General features: G+C 42.3%; 17 protein-coding genes. 5 read left to right on the top strand and 12 right to left on the bottom strand.

The features are described 5' to 3' along the window. The first annotated feature begins 284 nt into the window (after nucleotides 1-284). A complete protein-coding gene (locus tag OCU38_RS05420; protein ID WP_261824068.1) occupies nucleotides 285-524 on the top strand; it encodes an RNA recognition motif domain-containing protein in 240 nt (79 codons plus the stop codon). A 59-nt stretch (nucleotides 525-583) separates the two neighbouring features. Here OCU38_RS05420 and OCU38_RS05415 read toward each other — a convergent pair whose 3' ends face one another. The 3 genes from OCU38_RS05415 to norV all read right to left on the bottom strand — a co-directional run bounded on the left by OCU38_RS05415 (nucleotide 584) and on the right by norV (nucleotide 4078). Next, nucleotides 584-1198 (bottom strand): hypothetical protein, encoded by a 615-nt coding sequence (locus tag OCU38_RS05415; RefSeq protein WP_261824067.1) that lies wholly within the window; start codon nucleotides 1196-1198, stop codon nucleotides 584-586. Nucleotides 1199-1452: 254 nt separating this feature from the next. Then, nucleotides 1453-2595 carry an NADH:flavorubredoxin reductase NorW gene (gene norW / locus OCU38_RS05410; RefSeq protein ID WP_261824066.1) on the bottom strand — a complete coding sequence of 381 codons (1143 nt, stop codon included), beginning with the start codon at nucleotides 2593-2595 and terminating at the stop codon, nucleotides 1453-1455. A 10-nt stretch (nucleotides 2596-2605) separates the two neighbouring features. Continuing rightward, nucleotides 2606-4078, bottom strand: a complete 1473-nt coding sequence (norV, locus tag OCU38_RS05405; protein WP_261824065.1) for an anaerobic nitric oxide reductase flavorubredoxin — start codon at nucleotides 4076-4078, stop codon at nucleotides 2606-2608. A 438-nt stretch (nucleotides 4079-4516) separates the two neighbouring features. Between norV and OCU38_RS05400 the strand changes: the two genes are divergently transcribed. Next, nucleotides 4517-5536 carry an IS110 family RNA-guided transposase gene (locus OCU38_RS05400; protein WP_261824064.1) on the top strand — a complete coding sequence of 340 codons (1020 nt, stop codon included), beginning with the start codon at nucleotides 4517-4519 and terminating at the stop codon, nucleotides 5534-5536. Nucleotides 5537-5926: 390 nt separating this feature from the next. On the opposite strand, the gene OCU38_RS05395 is transcribed toward OCU38_RS05400, so the two are convergent. Beyond that, on the bottom strand, nucleotides 5927-6697 hold the full coding sequence (locus tag OCU38_RS05395) for a ferredoxin--NADP reductase (RefSeq protein WP_261824063.1): 771 nt from the start codon (nucleotides 6695-6697) through the stop codon (nucleotides 5927-5929). Nucleotides 6698-6897: 200 nt separating this feature from the next. Between OCU38_RS05395 and norR the strand changes: the two genes are divergently transcribed. Continuing rightward, nucleotides 6898-8454 (top strand): nitric oxide reductase transcriptional regulator NorR, encoded by a 1557-nt coding sequence (gene norR / locus OCU38_RS05390; protein ID WP_261824062.1) that lies wholly within the window; start codon nucleotides 6898-6900, stop codon nucleotides 8452-8454. Nucleotides 8455-8476: 22 nt separating this feature from the next. Here the strand turns inward: norR and OCU38_RS05385 are convergent, their stop codons facing one another. The 5 genes from OCU38_RS05385 to OCU38_RS05365 all read right to left on the bottom strand — a co-directional run bounded on the left by OCU38_RS05385 (nucleotide 8477) and on the right by OCU38_RS05365 (nucleotide 15308). Further along, on the bottom strand, nucleotides 8477-9028 hold the full coding sequence (locus OCU38_RS05385) for a DNA-3-methyladenine glycosylase I (RefSeq protein WP_261824061.1): 552 nt from the start codon (nucleotides 9026-9028) through the stop codon (nucleotides 8477-8479). Nucleotides 9029-9118: 90 nt separating this feature from the next. Then, nucleotides 9119-12223 (bottom strand): efflux RND transporter permease subunit, encoded by a 3105-nt coding sequence (locus OCU38_RS05380; protein ID WP_261824060.1) that lies wholly within the window; start codon nucleotides 12221-12223, stop codon nucleotides 9119-9121. After that, on the bottom strand, nucleotides 12220-13314 hold the full coding sequence (locus OCU38_RS05375) for an efflux RND transporter periplasmic adaptor subunit (protein WP_261824059.1): 1095 nt from the start codon (nucleotides 13312-13314) through the stop codon (nucleotides 12220-12222). Before OCU38_RS05375 ends, OCU38_RS05380 begins: the two co-directional genes overlap by 4 nt. Further along, nucleotides 13311-14345 (bottom strand): efflux RND transporter periplasmic adaptor subunit, encoded by a 1035-nt coding sequence (locus OCU38_RS05370; RefSeq protein ID WP_261824058.1) that lies wholly within the window; start codon nucleotides 14343-14345, stop codon nucleotides 13311-13313. Before OCU38_RS05370 ends, OCU38_RS05375 begins: the two co-directional genes overlap by 4 nt. A gap of 261 nt (nucleotides 14346-14606) precedes the next feature. Beyond that, entirely contained in the window at nucleotides 14607-15308 is a 702-nt protein-coding gene (locus OCU38_RS05365) for a VC0807 family protein (protein WP_261824057.1), read from the bottom strand. Between the two features lie 515 nt (nucleotides 15309-15823). Here OCU38_RS05365 and OCU38_RS05360 point away from each other — a divergent pair. Continuing rightward, on the top strand, nucleotides 15824-16495 hold the full coding sequence (locus OCU38_RS05360; RefSeq protein ID WP_261824056.1) for a hypothetical protein: 672 nt from the start codon (nucleotides 15824-15826) through the stop codon (nucleotides 16493-16495). Nucleotides 16496-16753: 258 nt separating this feature from the next. Here OCU38_RS05360 and pspC read toward each other — a convergent pair whose 3' ends face one another. Genes pspC through pspA form a run of 3 tightly spaced genes read right to left on the bottom strand, consistent with a single transcriptional unit; the run spans nucleotide 16754 to nucleotide 18039 of the window. Further along, on the bottom strand, nucleotides 16754-17137 hold the full coding sequence (gene pspC / locus OCU38_RS05355) for an envelope stress response membrane protein PspC (RefSeq protein WP_261824055.1): 384 nt from the start codon (nucleotides 17135-17137) through the stop codon (nucleotides 16754-16756). After that, nucleotides 17134-17364, bottom strand: a complete 231-nt coding sequence (gene pspB / locus OCU38_RS05350; RefSeq protein ID WP_261824054.1) for an envelope stress response membrane protein PspB — start codon at nucleotides 17362-17364, stop codon at nucleotides 17134-17136. Before pspB ends, pspC begins: the two co-directional genes overlap by 4 nt. A 15-nt stretch (nucleotides 17365-17379) precedes the next feature. After that, the gene (pspA, locus tag OCU38_RS05345; RefSeq protein WP_261824053.1) at nucleotides 17380-18039 is read right to left on the bottom strand and encodes a phage shock protein PspA; all 660 of its coding nucleotides are present in this window, start codon (nucleotides 18037-18039) and stop codon (nucleotides 17380-17382) included. A 342-nt stretch (nucleotides 18040-18381) separates the two neighbouring features. On the opposite strand from pspA, the gene pspF reads away from it, so the two are divergent. Beyond that, on the top strand, nucleotides 18382-19371 hold the full coding sequence (gene pspF / locus OCU38_RS05340) for a phage shock protein operon transcriptional activator (RefSeq protein ID WP_261824052.1): 990 nt from the start codon (nucleotides 18382-18384) through the stop codon (nucleotides 19369-19371). The last annotated feature ends 6 nt before the right edge of the window (nucleotides 19372-19377 follow it).

Genomic DNA, 19377 nt, shown 5'->3' with positions numbered 1-19377 from the left:
AAGAGTACGATGTATAATACCAATCGTACTAAGTAACTAGTCATTCTAGCTTGTTAAAATGCTCGATAACGGCGTTAGAATTTTTGATTGTAGAATAACTACTTATCGAAAAATTCTGCCTTGTTCTCGAGCATTTTTCCTGCGCTAGCTCTGATCACTTACTTAGTGTGATTGGTATAGTGGGTAGATCATAGGCAAGTGAATCATAGCCAAGTGGATTTTAACTTGGTATTCGCAGATTAACCTGAGACAATCCGTCTCGAATCAACTTATTAAGGTCAAAGATGAAACTTTTAGTTCGTAACCTGTCACGCCAAATGACTGAACATGAAATTCGTGTTCTATTTACTGAACACGGCGAAGTGTCCGTATGTAACCTAGTTCTCGATCAAGAGACAGGGCTTTCCAAGGGTTTCGCATTCGTAGAAATGCCAGACGCAGAGCAAGCTAAGGCGGCAATGACAGCACTTGACCAAAGCAATGTGCAAAAAAGTAGAATACGAGTCAAACTCGCTAAAAACTAGTGTGATTGATATAAAAACGCCAGCTCAATGAGCTGGCGTTTTTATTTGAATTCATTTTATTAGTAAAAACTACTCGTTTGTGGCTCAGAGAGAGTTAATACTGTAGAACAGCCCAATAGCACGACTTTTAGTCCTAATACTGCGCTCACTACAAACACACCATCAACCGATAAACCACTAATTAACATACCTAAACAAATCAATGTTACCAAAAGATCAATGCTAGGCAACACTAAGCATTTGAAGCTGCTCTTACGCACTGTTTTCACAATGGTAGACACTTCATCTAATAGGAAATAACCGATAACCATAGCCGCAATCATGAATAGTGCGTGGTCTGAAGATAAATTAATCGCGTAAGCGGCTGCAAACAACAAGGCAATTAAGGCTGCGTATCCTTTAAACCCTTTTGCCTTCACTACTTGTTGTAATGAATAACCACCGGTAGAAAGAAGAAGCATAAGAACGATGGCCATACTGGACAGGCCAAAAGTGAAGAGTTGAATAAAAATTTCACGAGGAATTAAAGGAAAGGCCATTGTGACAAAGCCAACAGCAATAGTGCCAACACCAACACCTACTCGTATGCGGGTATCGTGGCTAAAATCGAGAACAACATCATTTTTTGTTTTGGCGTCATGAACAGCCGGTTGATTAAAAGTGTGAATCGACATGAGCAAGTCCTTATTTAGCAACGCAAATATACGTTGTCAGATAATAGGTCAACCGTACTTGCTAAATATTACACCCTCGTCTCAAACCATTATTAGTTCATTCATTTAGATTTACTAACGTGTAAAACAGTCAAAACATACCCCATACCTCGACAAACCTTCACTGGTTTGAGTGAACTTGATAGTGGGTGCAACATCTAGTAGTACTAAAAAGCACCTACAAAATTGTTGTAAGTGCTTTTAAAACCAAATTATTACTGAGTGGACAATTCCCTTAACAGTGGAAAGGCTTGCTTGGTTTTTTCTTTTGTAGCAACGAATCCGATCATCACGTCTTCTTCATTAAATGCTTTTGCTACAATACCATCAGCTTGCACATCTAGATTCCAACGATTTACAGCACTTTCTAAAGTTGTGCCGCCAATCTGAATCGGATAACTAGGTGTTTTTACCTTAACCATCATATTAGGTAGTACCACAGAGGTACGTTCACCCAGTAGCGTTTTCGCTAATGACGATGCGCTGATAACGGTTGGTTGAAGATAAGCTCTTACTTGGCCATTCTGCTCGGCACAATCACCCAGTGCATAAATACCTTCACAAGACGTTTGCATGGCATCATCCACACAAATCCCTCTGTTAGTAGATATACCAGCATCTTTTGCTAAGATAGTGTTTGGAATCAAGCCGGTACAGACTATTACTTCATCAACGTTGACTACATCGTCGTTGTCTAACAATAACACAAAACCCGCATCAGTTTTTGAGACCTGTTTCACGCCTTGGCCTAATTTAAGGTCAACATTCATTGATCTCATTGATTGATCAAGCTTCAAAGCAATAAGCTCAGGTAATTGGTTGGACATTAAACGAGCACTTGGCTCAGCTAAAGTCACTTTTTTGTTAGCAGATGCAAGATCCATACTGATCTCAACACCGATTAAACCGCCACCAATTACCATCACAGACTTAGCTTTATTCAATCGCGCTTCGTATTGAGCAAACTCTTGTAAGCTGTTTAGCGTGATTGGTTGGCTCTCTTTTAAACCATCAATAGGTGGTACAAAAGGTTTAGCACCAGTTGCCAATACTAGGCTTGAGTAAGCAAAACTGTTGTCGTTTGCTACTACTACTTTTTGCTCAGTATCGATGTTGCTTACAAAGTGCTCTGCACACAATTCAATGTTTTGCTGCTCAACAAACTCGCTTGCTGTAGCAGTGATTAAATCTGCTGGCGATTGCTGCTTTGAAACAACATGGCTCAAATCTGGCTTGTTGTAATCATGACCTTCATCAGCTGTAATGACGCGGATAGGCACTTCTGCATTAAAACGACGCAGTGTTTTAACAAGTTGGTAAGCGGCAAAGCCGCTACCAATGATAGTAATTGGATTCATAACAGTCCCCTTAGCGGTTGTGTACAGCAAAAACGTCTTTGCCTAGGTTACAATCTGGGCATAGGAAGTAGTCTGGAACGTCGTTCCATGCTGTACCTGGTTCTACGCCTTGGTTTGGTTCGCCGATTGCTGGATCGTATACCCAGTTACAAACAGTACAAATCATGCATTGGCAATCATCGCCGTGAGCTTCTTGAGCTGCAGCTGCTGGCTTAGCCGCAGGTACTGCTACAGATAAAGGTTGAACTTCAGCATCTTCAACAATCATTGGTTGAACGCTAAGCTCATGTAAAGCCCATTGTTTTGCCACTTGTTGACCGTGTGCACGACAGATACGCATTGCTTTGCCGTCTGGACGCCATTTGCTCTTAAGACCCGCAACAGTTTCAAAACCTGCATCGGTTAAACGTGCGTGAATACGGTCAACTGCGCCGCCATTCCAGCCGTAGCTACCAAATGCACCTGCTTTTTTCTGTTTGAAACGTAGGCCTGTAATTTCTTCTAGCATACCGGCTACTTTTGGCATCATTACGTTGTTCATTGTTGAAGAACCAACCAAAATACCTTTAGAGCGGAATACTTGCGCTAAGATTTCGTTTTTGTCTTGGCGAGCAACGTTAAATACTTTAACTGCTACACCTGGGTCAACGTCATGGATACCTTGTGCGATAGCATCTGCCATCATACGGGTGTTGCTAGACATTGAATCGTAGAAAATAGTAATGCGGTCTTCTTGATAATCGTCCGCCCACTCCAAGTATTTCTCGATGATTTGTACAGGGTTGTCACGCCATACGATACCGTGAGAAGTTGCAATCATATCTACTGGTAGATTGAAGCTTAGAACTTCTTTAATTTTAGCAATTACTAGGTTGCTAAATGGAGTTAGGATGTTTGAGTAGTAACGTAGGCACTGCTCCATCAATTCAGCTTGGTCAACTTCATCGTTAAACAAGTGCTCGTCACAGTAGTGCTGACCAAATGCATCGTTACTGAACAGGATTGCATCGCCTGTTAGGTAAGTCATCATGCTGTCAGGCCAATGCAACATTGGAGATTCTACAAACACAAGTTGTTTGCCGTTACCAATATCAAGGCTATCGCCTGTTTTAACTGTGTTGAAGTTCCACTCAGGGTGATGATGATGGCCAACAATTGAATCAATCGCAGCTTCAGTACAGTAAATAGGAGTGTTCGGAATACGCTCAAGTAATGCAGCCAATGCACCGGCGTGATCTTCTTCAGCGTGGTTAATTACGATGTAATCGATAGTGTTCAGATCAATTTCCATTTCAAGATTTTGTAGGAATTGATAGCTGAAACGATGATCAACAGTATCGATTAGTACTGTTTTTTCTTCGCGGATAAGGTAGCTGTTGTAACTAGTACCTTTTGTCATTTTAAATTCTGTACCGTGGAATTCTTGAATTTCCCAGTCGCGTTGGCCAACCCAGTGAACGTTATTTTTTACATGAATAGTCATTTTAAATGCCTTGTTGCTATATTTTTTAAATTAGAATTACTCTTGTAATAGCATTAAGCATGCCAACTTTTTAAGCTATTGAAATATAAGGATTTTATATTTACATCAGCTTTTAGATTGTATTATTGACAACTTGCATTCGTTGTTCTTTTGATAATAATTGTAGATTTGACAATCATCAAAGACATCAATTATACCAATCACACTAAGTAAGTGATCAGAGCTAGCGCAGGAAAAATGCTCGAGAACAAGGCAGAATTTTTCGATAAGTAGTTATTCTACAATCAAAAATTCTAACGCCGTTATCGAGCATTTTAACAAGCTAGAATGACCAGTTATTTAGTACGATTAATGGAATGGACCCTCTCTACCTAATCGGCTTCAAATGAGCCATATTGATTGATGATAAAACAAACAATAACAGTAAGAGAGGGTCCTATGACAAGCGTAACAGTCGGTTTAGATACAGCCAAATCTATTTTTCATGTTGTAGAGAAAAATAGATCTGGTCGAATACTGAAAAAAGCCAAACTCCCTCGAAATAAATTGGTCAATTACTTCGCTAATAAAGAGGCTTGTACCATTTCCATAGAAGCTTGTGGGGCTTGCCACTATTGGAGTCGAGCTTTTAGTCAACTAGGACATACTGTCATAATTATTGCACCTCAATATGTTGCTCAGCACCGTATTGGTAACAAAAATGATTTCAATGATGCAGAAGCGCTTGCCGATGTCGCTCAACGCGAAGATGTGAGAACTGTTCCGCCGAAAAGTATTGAGCAGCAAGATGCGCAACTGCTACATCGAGTGAGAGAGCGATATGTGAAGCAAAGAACAGCGTTAGGCAATCAGATTCGAGGTCTATTAGCTGAGTATGGTGTTGTCATCCCCAGAGGTATCTCTTCTCTAAGAAAAGCCTTACCTTTTGTTTTAGAAGACTCAGAGAATGAGCTGAGCACTCTTGTTCGAATAATGCTCGATGAACTTAATAATGAACTCATTACCTGGAACGACAAAATAAAAAACATCGATAAGCTTTTTGTTCAGCAGGCTCGAGAAAACAAACAGTGTCAAAATCTTCAAACCATGACAGGGGTTGGGCCATTAATTTCAAGCATTCTCTGGGTGGCACTTGGTGATGGTAAGAATTTCAAAAATGGTCGTCATTTTGCAGCCTGGTGTGGTCTGGTTCCAAAACAGCACTCTACAGGTGATAAAGCTCGTTTATTGGGAATAAGTAAGCGAGGAAATGCCTACTTACGAACTCAACTCATTAATGGAGCGAGAAGTGCTTTGAAGCATGCCAAAAGTAAAGATGACAGACTAAGTGTTTGGGCGGTGAATTTAGAAGCTCGAGCCGGATTCAATAAAGCTTGTGTAGCGCTCGCGAATAAGATGGCCAGAATGGCTTGGGCAATGGTCACAAAACAAGAAGACTACAAAGTTAAAGCTGCCTAGCTATAGTAGCACCACAACAAAAAAGAGGTACCTTTTCAGCAAATTGCTAAAGGAACAATATGATGATTGAAGGCTCATAACCACCTAGTTCAAATCAGTTAATACCAAAGGCTCTTTGAAGCCGTCTCGATTGATATGATAACTAGGTTCGGATATCCATCATGGCGGGTGAACCTGATACCCAAAGCCGAATATATGGGAGCAATTGAGTATCAGAAATTATCATAATGGTCTCTTGCAATAAGAGAGGGTCCATATATGGTATTAGCTAGCAAATAAAAAAAACGCAGCAGCCTTAACGTAAATTAAGGCTGCTGCGTGTTTAAAGGGTTCTATCCCCCACGTTGCCGGCGATTACAACGAGAAGGCTCACATTAAAGAGCGATCGGTTTACCAATAGTTCTCTGAGCTAAAGTGACCGGATTTTCTTCTTAAATGCTTGTTGTATCCTCTATCTGTTAGACTCTGAGCACTGTCTCGCACCATTGCTGGGTTGCCACATAGATAAACAAAGCTCTTATCCATATCCAGTTTTAGCCCTGCATGGGACTCTAAAATGCGTTTCTCTATCAAATGCGGCACTCTTCCCTGCAAACTGCCCTCTATTTCTTCTCTAGAGACAATCGGTACGTATTGGAATTTTTTGCCATACTTATGCTTCAACCCTGATACCAGTTCTTTGTACACTAAGTCTTCTTGGTAGCGCACAGCATGTACTAGCACGATATCGGTATAGTGATCGGGGAATTCATCAGATTGCAGCATCGAGAAATATGGACCAATCCCCGTGCCTGTCGCAATCAACCACAGTTCAGTCGCTTGTGATGGAATTTCCTCTAGGGTCATAAAGCCTGCGCACTGTTCACCGACCATCACTTGATCACCGGGATAGAGCGTATGTAAATTTGGCGACAATGCGCCATCAGGATCGGCGATGATAAGGAACTCTAATTCGCCCGTTTCATAATAATTTTCAGGTGAGTTCACGATAGAATAAGCCTTGCGTAGAAACTCTCCGCTTTCGTCGTACATTCCCAGTTTGGTGAATTGACCTGCCACATATGACAGTCCTTCAACCTTAACTCGTAATGAAAATAAACGTGCTGTCCAATCCACTCTTGACACGACTGAACCAGAAACAAACCCAATATGTGGAGTCATCACGCCTCACCTCTGTTGATTTTATTGTATTTAATTTAGTTCTAAGATACGCAATAGACGTGCCAACTTTAATATATGATTAAAATTCAATGGGTTAACTTTATTTACAATATAAGATTGTCATTGTGATAATGATGTTATCTATATCTAAATGACAAAAGCTTGTTATACTGACAAAAATAATTCAGGAATAATGTTTAATGACGCAATACAAAAGTGAATGGATACAAGTCGCACGTGATATTACCTCAGGGATATCAGAGCAAGACCGCTTTGAGCGCTTGTTAGTCACGATTCGAGATATGTTGCAATGTGATGCCGCCGCTTTGCTATTGTTTCAGCAACAAAACTTTATTCCTCTTGCGATTAATGGTTTAAGTGAAGACGTACTTGGTCGCCGCTTTAACATTGAGCAGCACCCAAGGCTTGAAGCCATTGCTCGAGCCGGTGATATTGTGCGCTTTCCACCGGACAGTGATCTTCCCGACCCTTATGACGCCCTTATTCCCAATCATGCACAAAAACTGGAAGTACACTCCTGCATAGGTTTACCTCTGTTTCAAGAAGACCGATTAATTGGCGCGGTCACTATAGATGCCTTCGACCCCACTCAATTTAATGATTTTCCAGATGATGATTTTCGTTTGATCAGTGCGCTTGCCGCCAACAGCTTGCACACCGCGCTGTTAGTGGCAAAACTGGAAGAAAACATTGGCGTAACCTCTGCGCCTAAAAGCAAAAGAGCCAAATACGCTCAACTGGATTTTATTGGCCAGTCACAAGGGATTATCGAGCTGAAATCTCATATCTCTGCTGTCGCCAATACCGATTTGTCCGTTCTTATCATGGGTGAAACCGGAGTGGGTAAAGAGTTGGTAGCACACGCTATTTACTCCCAATCAAATCGAAAAGACGAATCCTTTGTCTACCTTAACTGCGCGGCCTTGCCGGAGTCAGTCGCGGAAAGTGAACTCTTTGGTCACATTAAAGGCGCATTTACCGGAGCCATTAGTGATCGTAAAGGTAAGTTTGAGCTTGCCAACAAAGGCACGCTATTTCTTGATGAGGTAGGCGAATTATCATTGGCGCTACAAGCAAAACTGCTTCGCGCATTACAATACGGTGATATTCAGCGTGTGGGTGATGACAGCAATATTAAGGTCGATGTGCGCATTATCGCCGCGACTAACCGCACCATGCATGAAGAAGTCAAAGAAGGTAACTTCCGCTCCGATCTCTATCACCGTTTAAGCGTATTCCCTATTTTTGTGCCGCCGTTGCGCGACCGAGAAAAAGACGTAATTTTATTGGCAGGCTTTTTTGCCGAGCAATGCCAGCACAAACTGAACCTCTCTAGCATCACGTTAGATGGCGATGTATTAATTTTGCTACAAAACAACCCTTGGGAAGGAAATGTGCGTGAGCTTGAGCACGCCATCAACCGCGCCAGTGTTATTGCTAAAGCAGAAAGTAATGCCCCGCATTTGGTATTAAAAGCGCACCATTTTCAGTTTGCGCATTCTGATTTGATTGAATCCCCAACCAGCAATGCAATGAGCGCCTCCAGTGATGCCCCGCTACTGCCTATCGAGCAGTTCCAAGATTTGCCGTTAAAAGAGGCCACTGAGCAATTTCAAATGAAACTGATTCAATCTGCCTACTTAACCAATGAGCAAAAACTCAGCGCTACCGCCAAACAGCTGGGGCTTAACCCCGGTAATTTGCACCGCTTAATGAAGCGACTCGGTTTAAAATAATCTAGCGAAGTACGTGCCTTAATTATGAGCGGCAGAGACAATCAAGATCGTGATCATTGATTATGCCTGTCGCTTGTAAAAACGCATACAAGGTGGTGCTACCTAAGAATTTAAAGCCCCTCTTTTTCAAATCTTTGGCAAGTTGATCGGATAGCGCCGAAGTGGCCTGCGGCGTATCGCCTTTCGCCCGAACATCGATAGGCTTGTTGTCCACATACCCCCAGATAAACTGGCTAAAACTGCCATATTCTGCTTGGATTTGTAAAAACAACTTCGCATTATTGATGGCAGCTTCTATTTTGGCTCGATTACGAATAATGGCGCTATCTTGCATCAATTCCTCTACTTTGGCAGGAGAAAATGTCGCTACAACCGCAGGGTCAAAATCGGCAAACGCTTTTCGATAACCCTGACGCCTTTTTAAAATGGTATACCAACTCAATCCAGCCTGCGCTGATTCTAGAATTAAAAACTCAAAGAAGATCTTATCGTCAAAAACCGGAACGCCCCACTCTTTATCATGATATTGCACATAATCCGGCTTACTTTCATCCAACCAAAAACATCGCGCCATTCTCCGCCCCTTTAATAAATAATCTTGCCCTAAACAAAAAAGGCTGACAACAATCTGCCAGCCTTTAAAAGAATAACGCTTATTTAGCGATTATGCTTTCACCACATCGATTTTATGGAACATGCGATACAGCACAGGCACAACGATAAGCGTCAGTACCGTTGCAAAACCCAAACCAAACATAATGGTTACTGCCATTGGCTTAAAGAAGATATCTGGAAGCAGTGGAATCATACCCAAAATGGTAGTGATTGCCGCCATACATACCGGACGCACGCGGCTTAACGCCGCTTCCACGATTGCAAGGTAAGGCTCTTTTCCTGAGTGCATTTCGAGCTCGATTTGATCGATAAGCACGATGCCATTTTTAAGTAGCATTCCCGATAAGCTCAAGAAGCCAAGTAGCGCCATAAAGCCAAATGGCGTATTGAGCACCAGCAATCCGGTGGTTACGCCAATTAATGCCAGTGGCACAGTTAACCACACTATCAGCGGCTCTTTAACGGAGTTAAACAAGAACACCGTAATTAAGAACATGAACAGGTAACCCATTGGCATACTAGAAAATAACGAACCTTTCGCTTCATTGGATGACTCATATTCTCCGCCCCACTCTAAGCTATAACCCGGCGGCATTTCGATAGCTTCTATCTTGCCTTGAATTCTGGCTTGTAAGGTTGCGGCGGTCTCATCACCTAAAATATCGGGATCAGCAAACACAGTCAGCATGCGCTTTCTGTTTTTACGCACAATCAAAGGGTCCTCCCAGCGCACTTCATTTCCTAAAGTGATTTGCTGCAATGGAATATAGTCATCAAGCACTGGACTCCATATTTTCATACCTTCGATATTTCTAAAGTCGATACGCTCTTTTTCCGTAAGACGGGTAACAATTGGCATTAAGGTTGTGCCATCACGGTACACCCCAACCGTTAAGCCAGAGAAACTCATCTGCAAAAAATCATCCATATCGTTTTTGCTAATGCCGTAACGACGTGCCTGACTTTCGTTAAATAGAGGTTCAATCACTTTAGTACGTTCACGCCAATCATGACGTACACCCGTAGCCCCAGGATCGGCATTTAAAATATCCACCACTTGCGCGGCGATGCCTCGCATAACCGTTGGATCAGAGCCTATGATCCTCGCCTCAATTTTTGCGCCGCCACTTGGCCCGAGCTCAATTTGTTTAAGCTTGTAATCAATTTCAGGGAAGTGATTAGACACATAATCTTGGTATTTCTGCATGATGTCGTGCAGCACTTCATAGCTTTCAACGCGAGTCACAATTTCACCGTAAGCGGCGTAACTTTTCTCTGGTGTATAAGTGAGCATGAAGCGCTCTAAGCCTTTACCTGAGGTCGTGGTCACCGCTTCCACACCGTCTTGTTGTAATAGCCAACTTTCAATGGCTTTTAGCTTAGTATTAGTCACGCGAATGTCGCTGCCTTCGGGTAACCAAACATCAGATAAAAACATCGGCGTGGTTGAGGATGGGAAGAAGGCTTGCTTGATAAAACCAAACCCATAAATACTGGCCGCCAGTGCCAACACTAAGGTTCCCATAGTCAGCCACGCTCTGCGCATACAAAACTCTAAGAACTTCTTGTACCACACAAACAAAAAGCCGTTGTATGGGTCATCATCGGCATTACCTTTGAACTTTTGCCCTTTAAAGAACATATCCGCAAAAAATGGGGTTAATGAAATGGCGGTAAACCAAGACAACATCAAAGAGATCAGCAGTACCGTAAATAAGGTTCGACAATATTCACCAGTAGAATCTTCAGATAATCCAATTGGCGCAAAAGCGGTAACCGCAATCACGGTCGCGCCCAATAGCGGCCATTTGGTTTGAGTGACGATATCAGTTGCCGCTTGCAGGCGCGTCCGCCCTCGCTGCGTGCCGACCAATATGCCCTCCACCACCACAATGGCGTTATCCACCAGCATCCCCAATGCGATAACCAATGCCCCCAAAGAGATACGTTGTAAGTCGATGGCAAAATACTTCATGAACACAAACGTGCCCAGTACTGTCACTAGCAAAATCAAGCCAATTAATAGCCCCGAGCGCAGACCCATGAAGAACAGCAGTACAATAATCACTATCGCCACTGCTTGCCCTAAACTCACCACAAAACCACTGACCGATTTATCCACTTCTTTCGGTTGGCTGTAAATTTCCGAAATGGAAATACCCACGGGCTGCTGATATTTCAGCTCAGCCAAACGTGCGTCTAGCTTTTTACCAATATCGACAACGTTCACGCCAGCATTAAAGGATACCCCCATGTTGAGCGCAAAATTACCGTTGTAGTTCACGATGTTAACGGGTACATCAATATAGCCACGTTTAACCTCAGCCACATCACGTAGATAGATAAGCCCTGAGTTTTCTTTGGCAGAGTCGGTGATGATTAAATCACCCAGTTGTTCCACGTTTTTAAATTCGCCCGTAGGATGAATGCGAATGTATTCATCTCCGATCACCACCGCGCCCGCAGGAGAAATGGTATTTTGCGTATTCAAAAGGTTAGTGACAGTGCTTGGGGAAATCCCCAAAGTATTCAAACGCTTCATCGACATTTCGATAAAGACTTGCTCTTGTTGATCCCCAGAAACTGCGACTTTACTAACGCCATCCACCAGCTCAAGCTCACGGCGCAGATAATCAACGTAATCCAGCAGCTCTTTGTATGAATACCCTTCTCCGGTCACGGCCAGTAGTACCCCATATACATCACCAAAGTCATCAATTACCGATGGTGTATTTACCCCCGGCGGAAGACTGCCCTCTAAATCGGTAACTTTACGGCGCAATTCATCCCATATTTGCGGCAAATCATCAGGGCCATAATTGTTTTTCATGGTCACCGTAATTTGTGATAAACCACGACTAGAGATGGAGTTCACTTCATCCACATAAGTTAATTGCTGAATGGCTTTTTCTAGAGGATAGGTCACCTCTTCTTCCACTTGTTGCGGAGTTGCTCCCGGATAGCTAGTGACAACCATGGCATCTTTGATGGTAAAGGCAGGATCTTCTAAGCGCCCTAATTCAAAGAAAGACGCTATGCCACCAAAAAAGAAGATTAAGGAGATCATCCAACTGATCACCTTGTTCTTTATGAAATAGGCGGCAATTCCCTTGCTGCCATCATCATTTTGCTGCTCTAGATTATTCTGGCTCATAGAACAGCCTCCTTCTTAATCACTTCCACTACCGATCCCTCTCGTAGTTTCGATAAGCCTTTGACGACAATTTGTTCTGCGCCTTGTAGACCACTGACAACTTGCACGGTTTTATCGCGCATCTTGCCCAGTTTAATGTGCTGTTTTCGGACCTTATTGCCTTCCAGTACCCAAACGTAGGTTTCACTTCGATCAAGTGAATCGCCGTCGGTATTTACTACTGCGCTAAGCGGAATATCGGATCCAAAGCTTACGTTTAACCCGGCATCACTGCTTTTAGCAGTCACTTCTAACGCCATGCCATCTAAAATGATTTCTTTTTCTGGCATAGGCATAATTAAGGTCCGGTTATAAGTGCCGGTAGCAGGATCAGGCTCGGTGGTAAATTCTTTGATTTTGGCATCGTACACATTACCACTTTCAACCTTGACCTTAGCGGTCACCTTGCGTAAATCTCGCTGAGTCGGCTGATGAATGAACAAGCGGTCAGGAACTTGAATCAACACCTCTACATCGTCGGTGCTGTGGATATTGACGATTTGTTGCCCCACTTGAATGTTTTCAAAACGGTCAACATTGACTCTGGAGATAATCCCATCGATCGGCGCTTTTAAGGTGGTAAATTTGAGGTATAGCTCTGCCAATTTTAAATCGACTAAAGCGATGCTTCTTTGCGCGGCCAACTCATCAAATTGAGACTGAGCCAATAAACCTTTTGCCACTAAAGGCTTAGAGCGCTTGTACTGGCTATTTATCGCCGCATAACTGGCTCTTGCATTATCTACCGCTATTTTAAAATCACGCGGGTCTAACTGGGCAAGCAAATCCCCTTTTTGCACTCTGTCCCCTTCATTCACCACAAGCTCTGAGATTTCCCCCGAAACTTGGAAGCTAAGATGAGAGCGTAGCGCCGCTTGCGCTACCGCAGGAAAATAGATGCGATCACTTGCTTGCGGCTTACCAAGTTGTAAGACTTCAACTTTTGATACGTGTTGGATGGGTTCCACTACGGGCTTTTCACAACCCACTAATGTCATGGCAAGTGCGCCCAGTAGACAAACTCGACCAAGCCTGTTTATTTTGCTCATCATAAGCCCCTCTCCTTGATCCACTCTCGCACTTTCATTCCTGATTTGAGCTCTTTTACCCCTGAGACAATGATTTCATCGCCATCATTTAGCCCAGAGACCACCGCTCCTAATGAGCTAAGTGAGACCGTGACTTGTTCTACTGTTGAATCGGGTGTTACTCGCCAAACGCATTGTTGGTCGCCACAGGCAAATAGTGAGGTTTGGGGGAGTCTTGAAGGTTTGGTTCTCGGTATGGTCACATGAATATTGCCTGACATGCCCGGCAAAATTCCCAGCTCTTGAGGGCGCTCCATAATCATGGTGACTTTATAGCTTCCGGTGGAGTTATCTGATTCCGTATCAATTTCTTGAAAGGTCAGTGGGAATTGTTGCGTCGGAAACGAATCAAACACCATATACGAAGGGGTATCTATGTCTGAATCAGATCGATTTAACATAGAATCAGGTAAAGGAAAGATGATTTTCAATAATTCATTCGACTGAATATTCATCACCCCTTGTTTTGCCGCCACATACTCGTGATTATCAATATTAATCAAGGAGATAGTGCCATCAAATGGGGCTATTAGTTTGGTATAGCTGTAATTGGCTAAAGCTTGATCGTAATTTGCTCTGGCTGATTTGTGTTTTGCCCTCGCCTGATCAAACTCTTGCTCTGACACCACTTTATCGGCAATCAGCTTTTTACTTCGATCAAATTGCACCGTCGCAAGGTCATAGTTTGCTTTGGCTTGCATGCGCAGTAGCTTGTATTCTTGATCGTCAAGAACCGCCAGTACGTCCCCTTTTTTCACTTCTAATCCCGCAATTGCAGGCAGCTCTAATAACTCACCGGGAACCCGAAAAGCCAGCACCGCTCTATCTCCAGCAGCTGAGCTGGCAGGAAAGACACGTTCAAAACTCTTATCCCCTACAGAAACCGTAAGAAATTTGGCAGGACGAGATTCAGGTTCAGAAACAGTGGCTTGCTTTTCACCACAGGCGACAGTGCCAAACACAGCAAAGAGCACAACAAACCAGTTAGTACGCATAATATTCCCTTATTCAGCGACATTAAGAGTAATCATATATGTATCAAGATGTTATATCTAGGTTGCAGTGTTATTTCTTTTTTGTTTTTTACTATATAAGAGGAAGGAAGAAAGAGATAAAAGGAAGAACTGAAAAATGAATAGTTTGCTGTTGTCTCTTTACCAGCTACTTTCTAAAACCAAAAAAAATGACCATACCTAAGTATGATCATTTCTTCACTCAGCAGTCGTATTTAGCTCTTAGACCTATGTCTTTAGATCCTAAGACTCAGCTTGATGGAAAATTTGCTCGGTTTTCAGCTCGGTCATTGCGCGAATTTGACGCCAAATGTAATAAAAAATGCCCAGCATCATTAGCATGCTTGGAATGGCAATCACAGGATAGCTATAAAGCGTCAATTTACCCAACTCTTCATTAAAGGCTGCCGTGCCGGCAGGGCTGGTTACAATGTAAGTGGCTAACACATAATTCATTATCGAAGAGAAAGCGAAAGTGCTGGCAAAAAAGTAATTTGAATTCATCAAACAGCGGTCAAATGCTTGCTCATTCCCCGATTCTTTTAAACGCTGCTCGATAAGGGATAAATTTAAAATCGTTTTGTTAAACACTAGCTTTTGCATCAATGGGTGGCGAGTAAATGTCGAGCCAAGTACCGCGATGCCAATTAAGCCGGGAATTAATGCTTCTTTAAACGCTAACCACTGCGTGTCTAATTCAAGTAAGCCGATACCGCCAGTTAAAAGGACACTGACAAAACCCAACGCTGAGATAAAGTTAAACTTTTTGTCTCGAATCAGTTCCAAACCACCGTAAGCAACAGGAAAAGCCAGCGCCACTATCAGTGAATACACAGTGCCTAGATGCTCTTCTCCACTGAACTTCATTAAAATAAATGAAGGAATAAAGACATTAAACAGGATCTCAAAGAGTGGATTTGATTTCTTTTTACTCACGTTACTCATAATTTACCCATCTCAGGTACAGTATTCTTAATAAATGGTGAAGGATTGTTCCTTGGGTTGTTGTAAATGTAAAGTATTTAAGTTCAAAAAACGTAACAAAAAATGCCAAAAAACCCCTAGCTTCACACTAAACTCAACACTTGATTAATTTCTGTCATATCGTTTCTACTTCAGTCTAAGAACTCAATACATCGATAGTCAAAAATCAATAAAGCGACATAAGGTGAACGTTTTAAATCCGCAAATACGGTCATTTTTGTATATCGCTCGAAACTCAATCAAAAAGCACTTGTTTGGATTAAAATTCACTCACATACAGGATAATTTAAACTTGAACAACCGCCAAACGCGGTTAATTTACGACTTCTTGTTTAAACTTTGACATATGCCATCCTGTGACTATTCGGCCCATTTTCCCTTATAAAACTGTCTATCGAGTCACAAAAACTCATACAATATTATTGTAATCTTTTCGTCATCTAATGAAGAACACACTTAATGAGTGAGAAAAGATTATGAAAAAAATGTATCTAGCACTAGCTATCGCAGGTCTACTAGCAGGTTGTGCAACTCAAGGTAATAACGCTCCTAATGCGACTCCAGCAAAAGCTACTGCAACAACTGCTATGGCAACTGGTGACAATCTAATCGTCGATCCACAAATTAGTGAGTTCCGTGCTAACAGTGGTAAAAGTGACGTTTGGGTTAAAGACGCAAACAAAAAAGCGGGTCTAGGCGATGTAGGTAGCTCTAAAGTTTCTGCATTCCAATCAGACGAAGGTTCTGCTCGTCTTCGCTTTGTAAGTGCAAACGATGACTTCTCTGCAACTCCTGGTCTACTTCAAACTGTAAACGGCCTATCAGCAAACACTGATTACGTTTTCTCTTTGTACTTTGAAGACAGAAAAGGCGACATGTCTCCAACGGAACTAATCGCTGGTGTTCAAGGCATCGACGGTAAAGTTATTGAAGAACAAACAGTAAGCGCAGCTGACCTAGCTGATGCACCTCACGCTGACAGAAAATCATTCAAACAAGTGACTGTTGCATTCAACTCTGGCAACAACACTTCAGCAACTGTCTTCGCTAAGTTAAAACTTACTGACAAATCTGCTCTAAACATGGACGGTAACATCGGTAAACAAACTGAAGTTCGTGTTGATGGATTCTCTCTAACAGCAAAATAATCTTACTGGCTAAGACTATTTAGAGAACACTATTGAAAAGCGGCAATCATGATTCATGATTGCCGCTTTTTTTGTTAATTGTAAGAGTGACTGGCTTATACCAATCACACTAAGTAAGTGATCAGAACTAGCGCAGGAAAAATGCTCGAGAACAAGGCAGAATTTTTCGATAAGTAGTTATTCTACAATCAAAAATTCTAACGCCGTTATCGAGCATTTTAACAAGCTAGAATAACCAGTTATTTAGTACGATTGGTATTAAAAATCACGAAATTCAGCATGGGTTTTACGCGAGTCTGAAGTCACAAAAGTCTCCATATCACGTAAAGTCACTTCCATCTCCGAAAAGTCTTGCTCCATAACAGTTAATAACTCCTTGGGCGCACGACCTGACTGCCACGGCTTCTGCTTCATTTGATGATCAAACTGTTGTTGTCTGGTCTGGAATATCTGCGGAGTCTGCTTTTCGAGCATCAAGCTGGTGGCAAAATACGCCAGTATCATTAAAAATCCGCCACCTAACAGGGTTGCCGATACAAACAATATTCGTACTACCCAAACTTCAAAGCCAAATCGAGCCGCAATGCCTGCGCACACACCGGTCAATTTTCCTTTGTGCGTGTCTCTGTATAAGCCTTTCATTGTCCGGATCTCCAGTTTGGTGATTCCGCATCTAATATTTTTTCTAGATTTTCAATTCGTTGCTTCATAGTCACCGCTTTTTGCGATAACTGTTGCAGTTGAACTCGCTCGCTTTCAGACAAGCCTTGGTTTAATTTACGCTTACTTCTGTAATGTAATATGAGCCAAAGCGGCGCAACAAAAATTAGAAATACACTCAGTGGTACAGTGATCAGTGCTGTAGACATCTAACCCCCTAATGATTATTTATTAACGTTATCTTTCATTTTTTGCAGTTCTTTTTCTATCTCATCATCGGCTTGCAGTTGGGCAAACTGATCGTCTAAGTTTGATTCTTGGCCCAGTTGATAACTATCGGCGTCAGCTTCTAATCTATCAATTTTTTGTTCGTACTGTTCAAACTTAGCCAAAGTGTCTTTGGTGCGACTATTGTGCAAGTGTTGTTGAATGTCTTTGCGACTCTTAGCGGTATTTTGACGCATGACTAGCGCTGATTGTCTGGCTCGGGTTTCATTGATTTTGTTTTCCAATTTGCCCACTTCATCGCTCAGTTTAGTAATGGTCTCGTCTAGCAATGTTTGCTCAGTTTGCAAAGAGGCAAGCACTTTACTCATGCGCTGTTTTTCAATTAGGGCAGCGCGCGCTAGCTCTTCTCTTTCACGACTTAATGCGAGTGAGGCTTTTTGTTGCCAATCTGCCACTTGCTCTTCGACTTGTATGATTCGTCGTTGCAAGTCTTTACGCTCTGCTAACGCTTTCGCCGAGTTGGTGCGCACCTCAACTAAGGTATCTTCCATCTCTTGGATAATAAGACGAATCATCTTTTCTGGATCTTCAGCCTTATCCAACAAAGAGTTAATGTTTGAATTTACGATGTCAGCAAAACGAGAAAATATACTCATTTTGGTTCTCCTTAATCTACAGTGAACACAGCAATAAAGTGTCAGTAGTAAAACATCGTTATGTAATATCGATGTGCTACTTTAACTATTCCAACGACCTCTACTACCTTTGAGTATCCAAATATCATGCCAAATTGTATGTGACACCTTTTACTGTGCTCTCTTTGAGTTGTATTTCCTCTACACAAGGCTTCAACCCTTGTGGTTACAGGACATATACAAAACCTCGCATAAACCGCATCCAGATCTCACTCTGTGTTATCCACCGCTAAATCTTTTGACTTTGATGGTAAATAGTAAATTATTAACCATTAATCGGTGAAAAATACCAATAGGCATAAAATGAAACAGACACTCATTGGTCAATCAAGCCCTTTTCTGGCGGTGTTAGATAAAGTCTCTAAATTAGCGCCGATTGAACGCCCCGTTTTAATTATGGGTGAGCGAGGTACAGGCAAAGAGCTCATCGCCCAACGCCTACATTATCTTTCCAAACGTTGGGATAAACCTTTGGTTAGCCTTAACTGCGCGGCATTAAGTGAAGGTATTGTTGACTCGGAACTGTTTGGCCATGAAGCGGGATCATTTTCTGGTGCAACGGGTAAACATTTAGGTCGCTTTGAACGCGCAGAAGGAGGCAGTTTATTTCTTGACGAACTGGCAACCACACCTGTATCAGTACAAGAAAAATTACTGCGAGTGATTGAATACGGAGAATACGAACGAGTCGGTGGCAGAAAAACCCTGCAATCGAATGTTCGTTTAATTTGCGCCACCAATGTCAATCTTTTACAACTGGCGAAACAAGGTGATTTTCGTCACGACCTACTCGACCGACTCGCCTTTGATGTCATTCATTTACCTAGTTTAAAACAAAGACAAGACGACATTTTACTGCTGGCTGAGCACTTTGCACTGCGCATGTGCCAAGAACTTGCACTGCCTCTATTTGCAGGTTTTAGTTCGCAATGTCAGCAACAACTGCTTGAGTACGCGTGGCCGGGAAATGTTCGTGAATTAAAAAATGTGATTGAACGTGCGGTCTATTTAAATCCGCAGCCGAGCCAACCTATTGCAGAAATTGTCTTTAACCCCTTTCAAGCACTGGCTACTGTTGATGATAAAGGTGTTCCGGCGGAGGTTCAGCAAGATATTGAAAATAAAATATTTTCTCTACCTCTTGATTATAAAAACTGGCAACAAACGCAAGATATAGAGCTGCTTAAACAAGCATTAAAACAGGCACAACATAATCAAAAGAACGCCGCAGGTCTGCTAGGCTTGAGTTATCATCAGTTTCGAGGAATGCTCAGAAAGTACAAAATGGTTTAAGATCAA

Source organism: Vibrio neonatus, assembly GCF_024346975.1.
Taxonomy (GTDB): Bacteria; Pseudomonadota; Gammaproteobacteria; order Enterobacterales; family Vibrionaceae; genus Vibrio; species Vibrio neonatus.
Note: the sequence above shows the minus strand (reverse complement) of the source record. Positions and strands in the feature narration are given on the sequence as shown.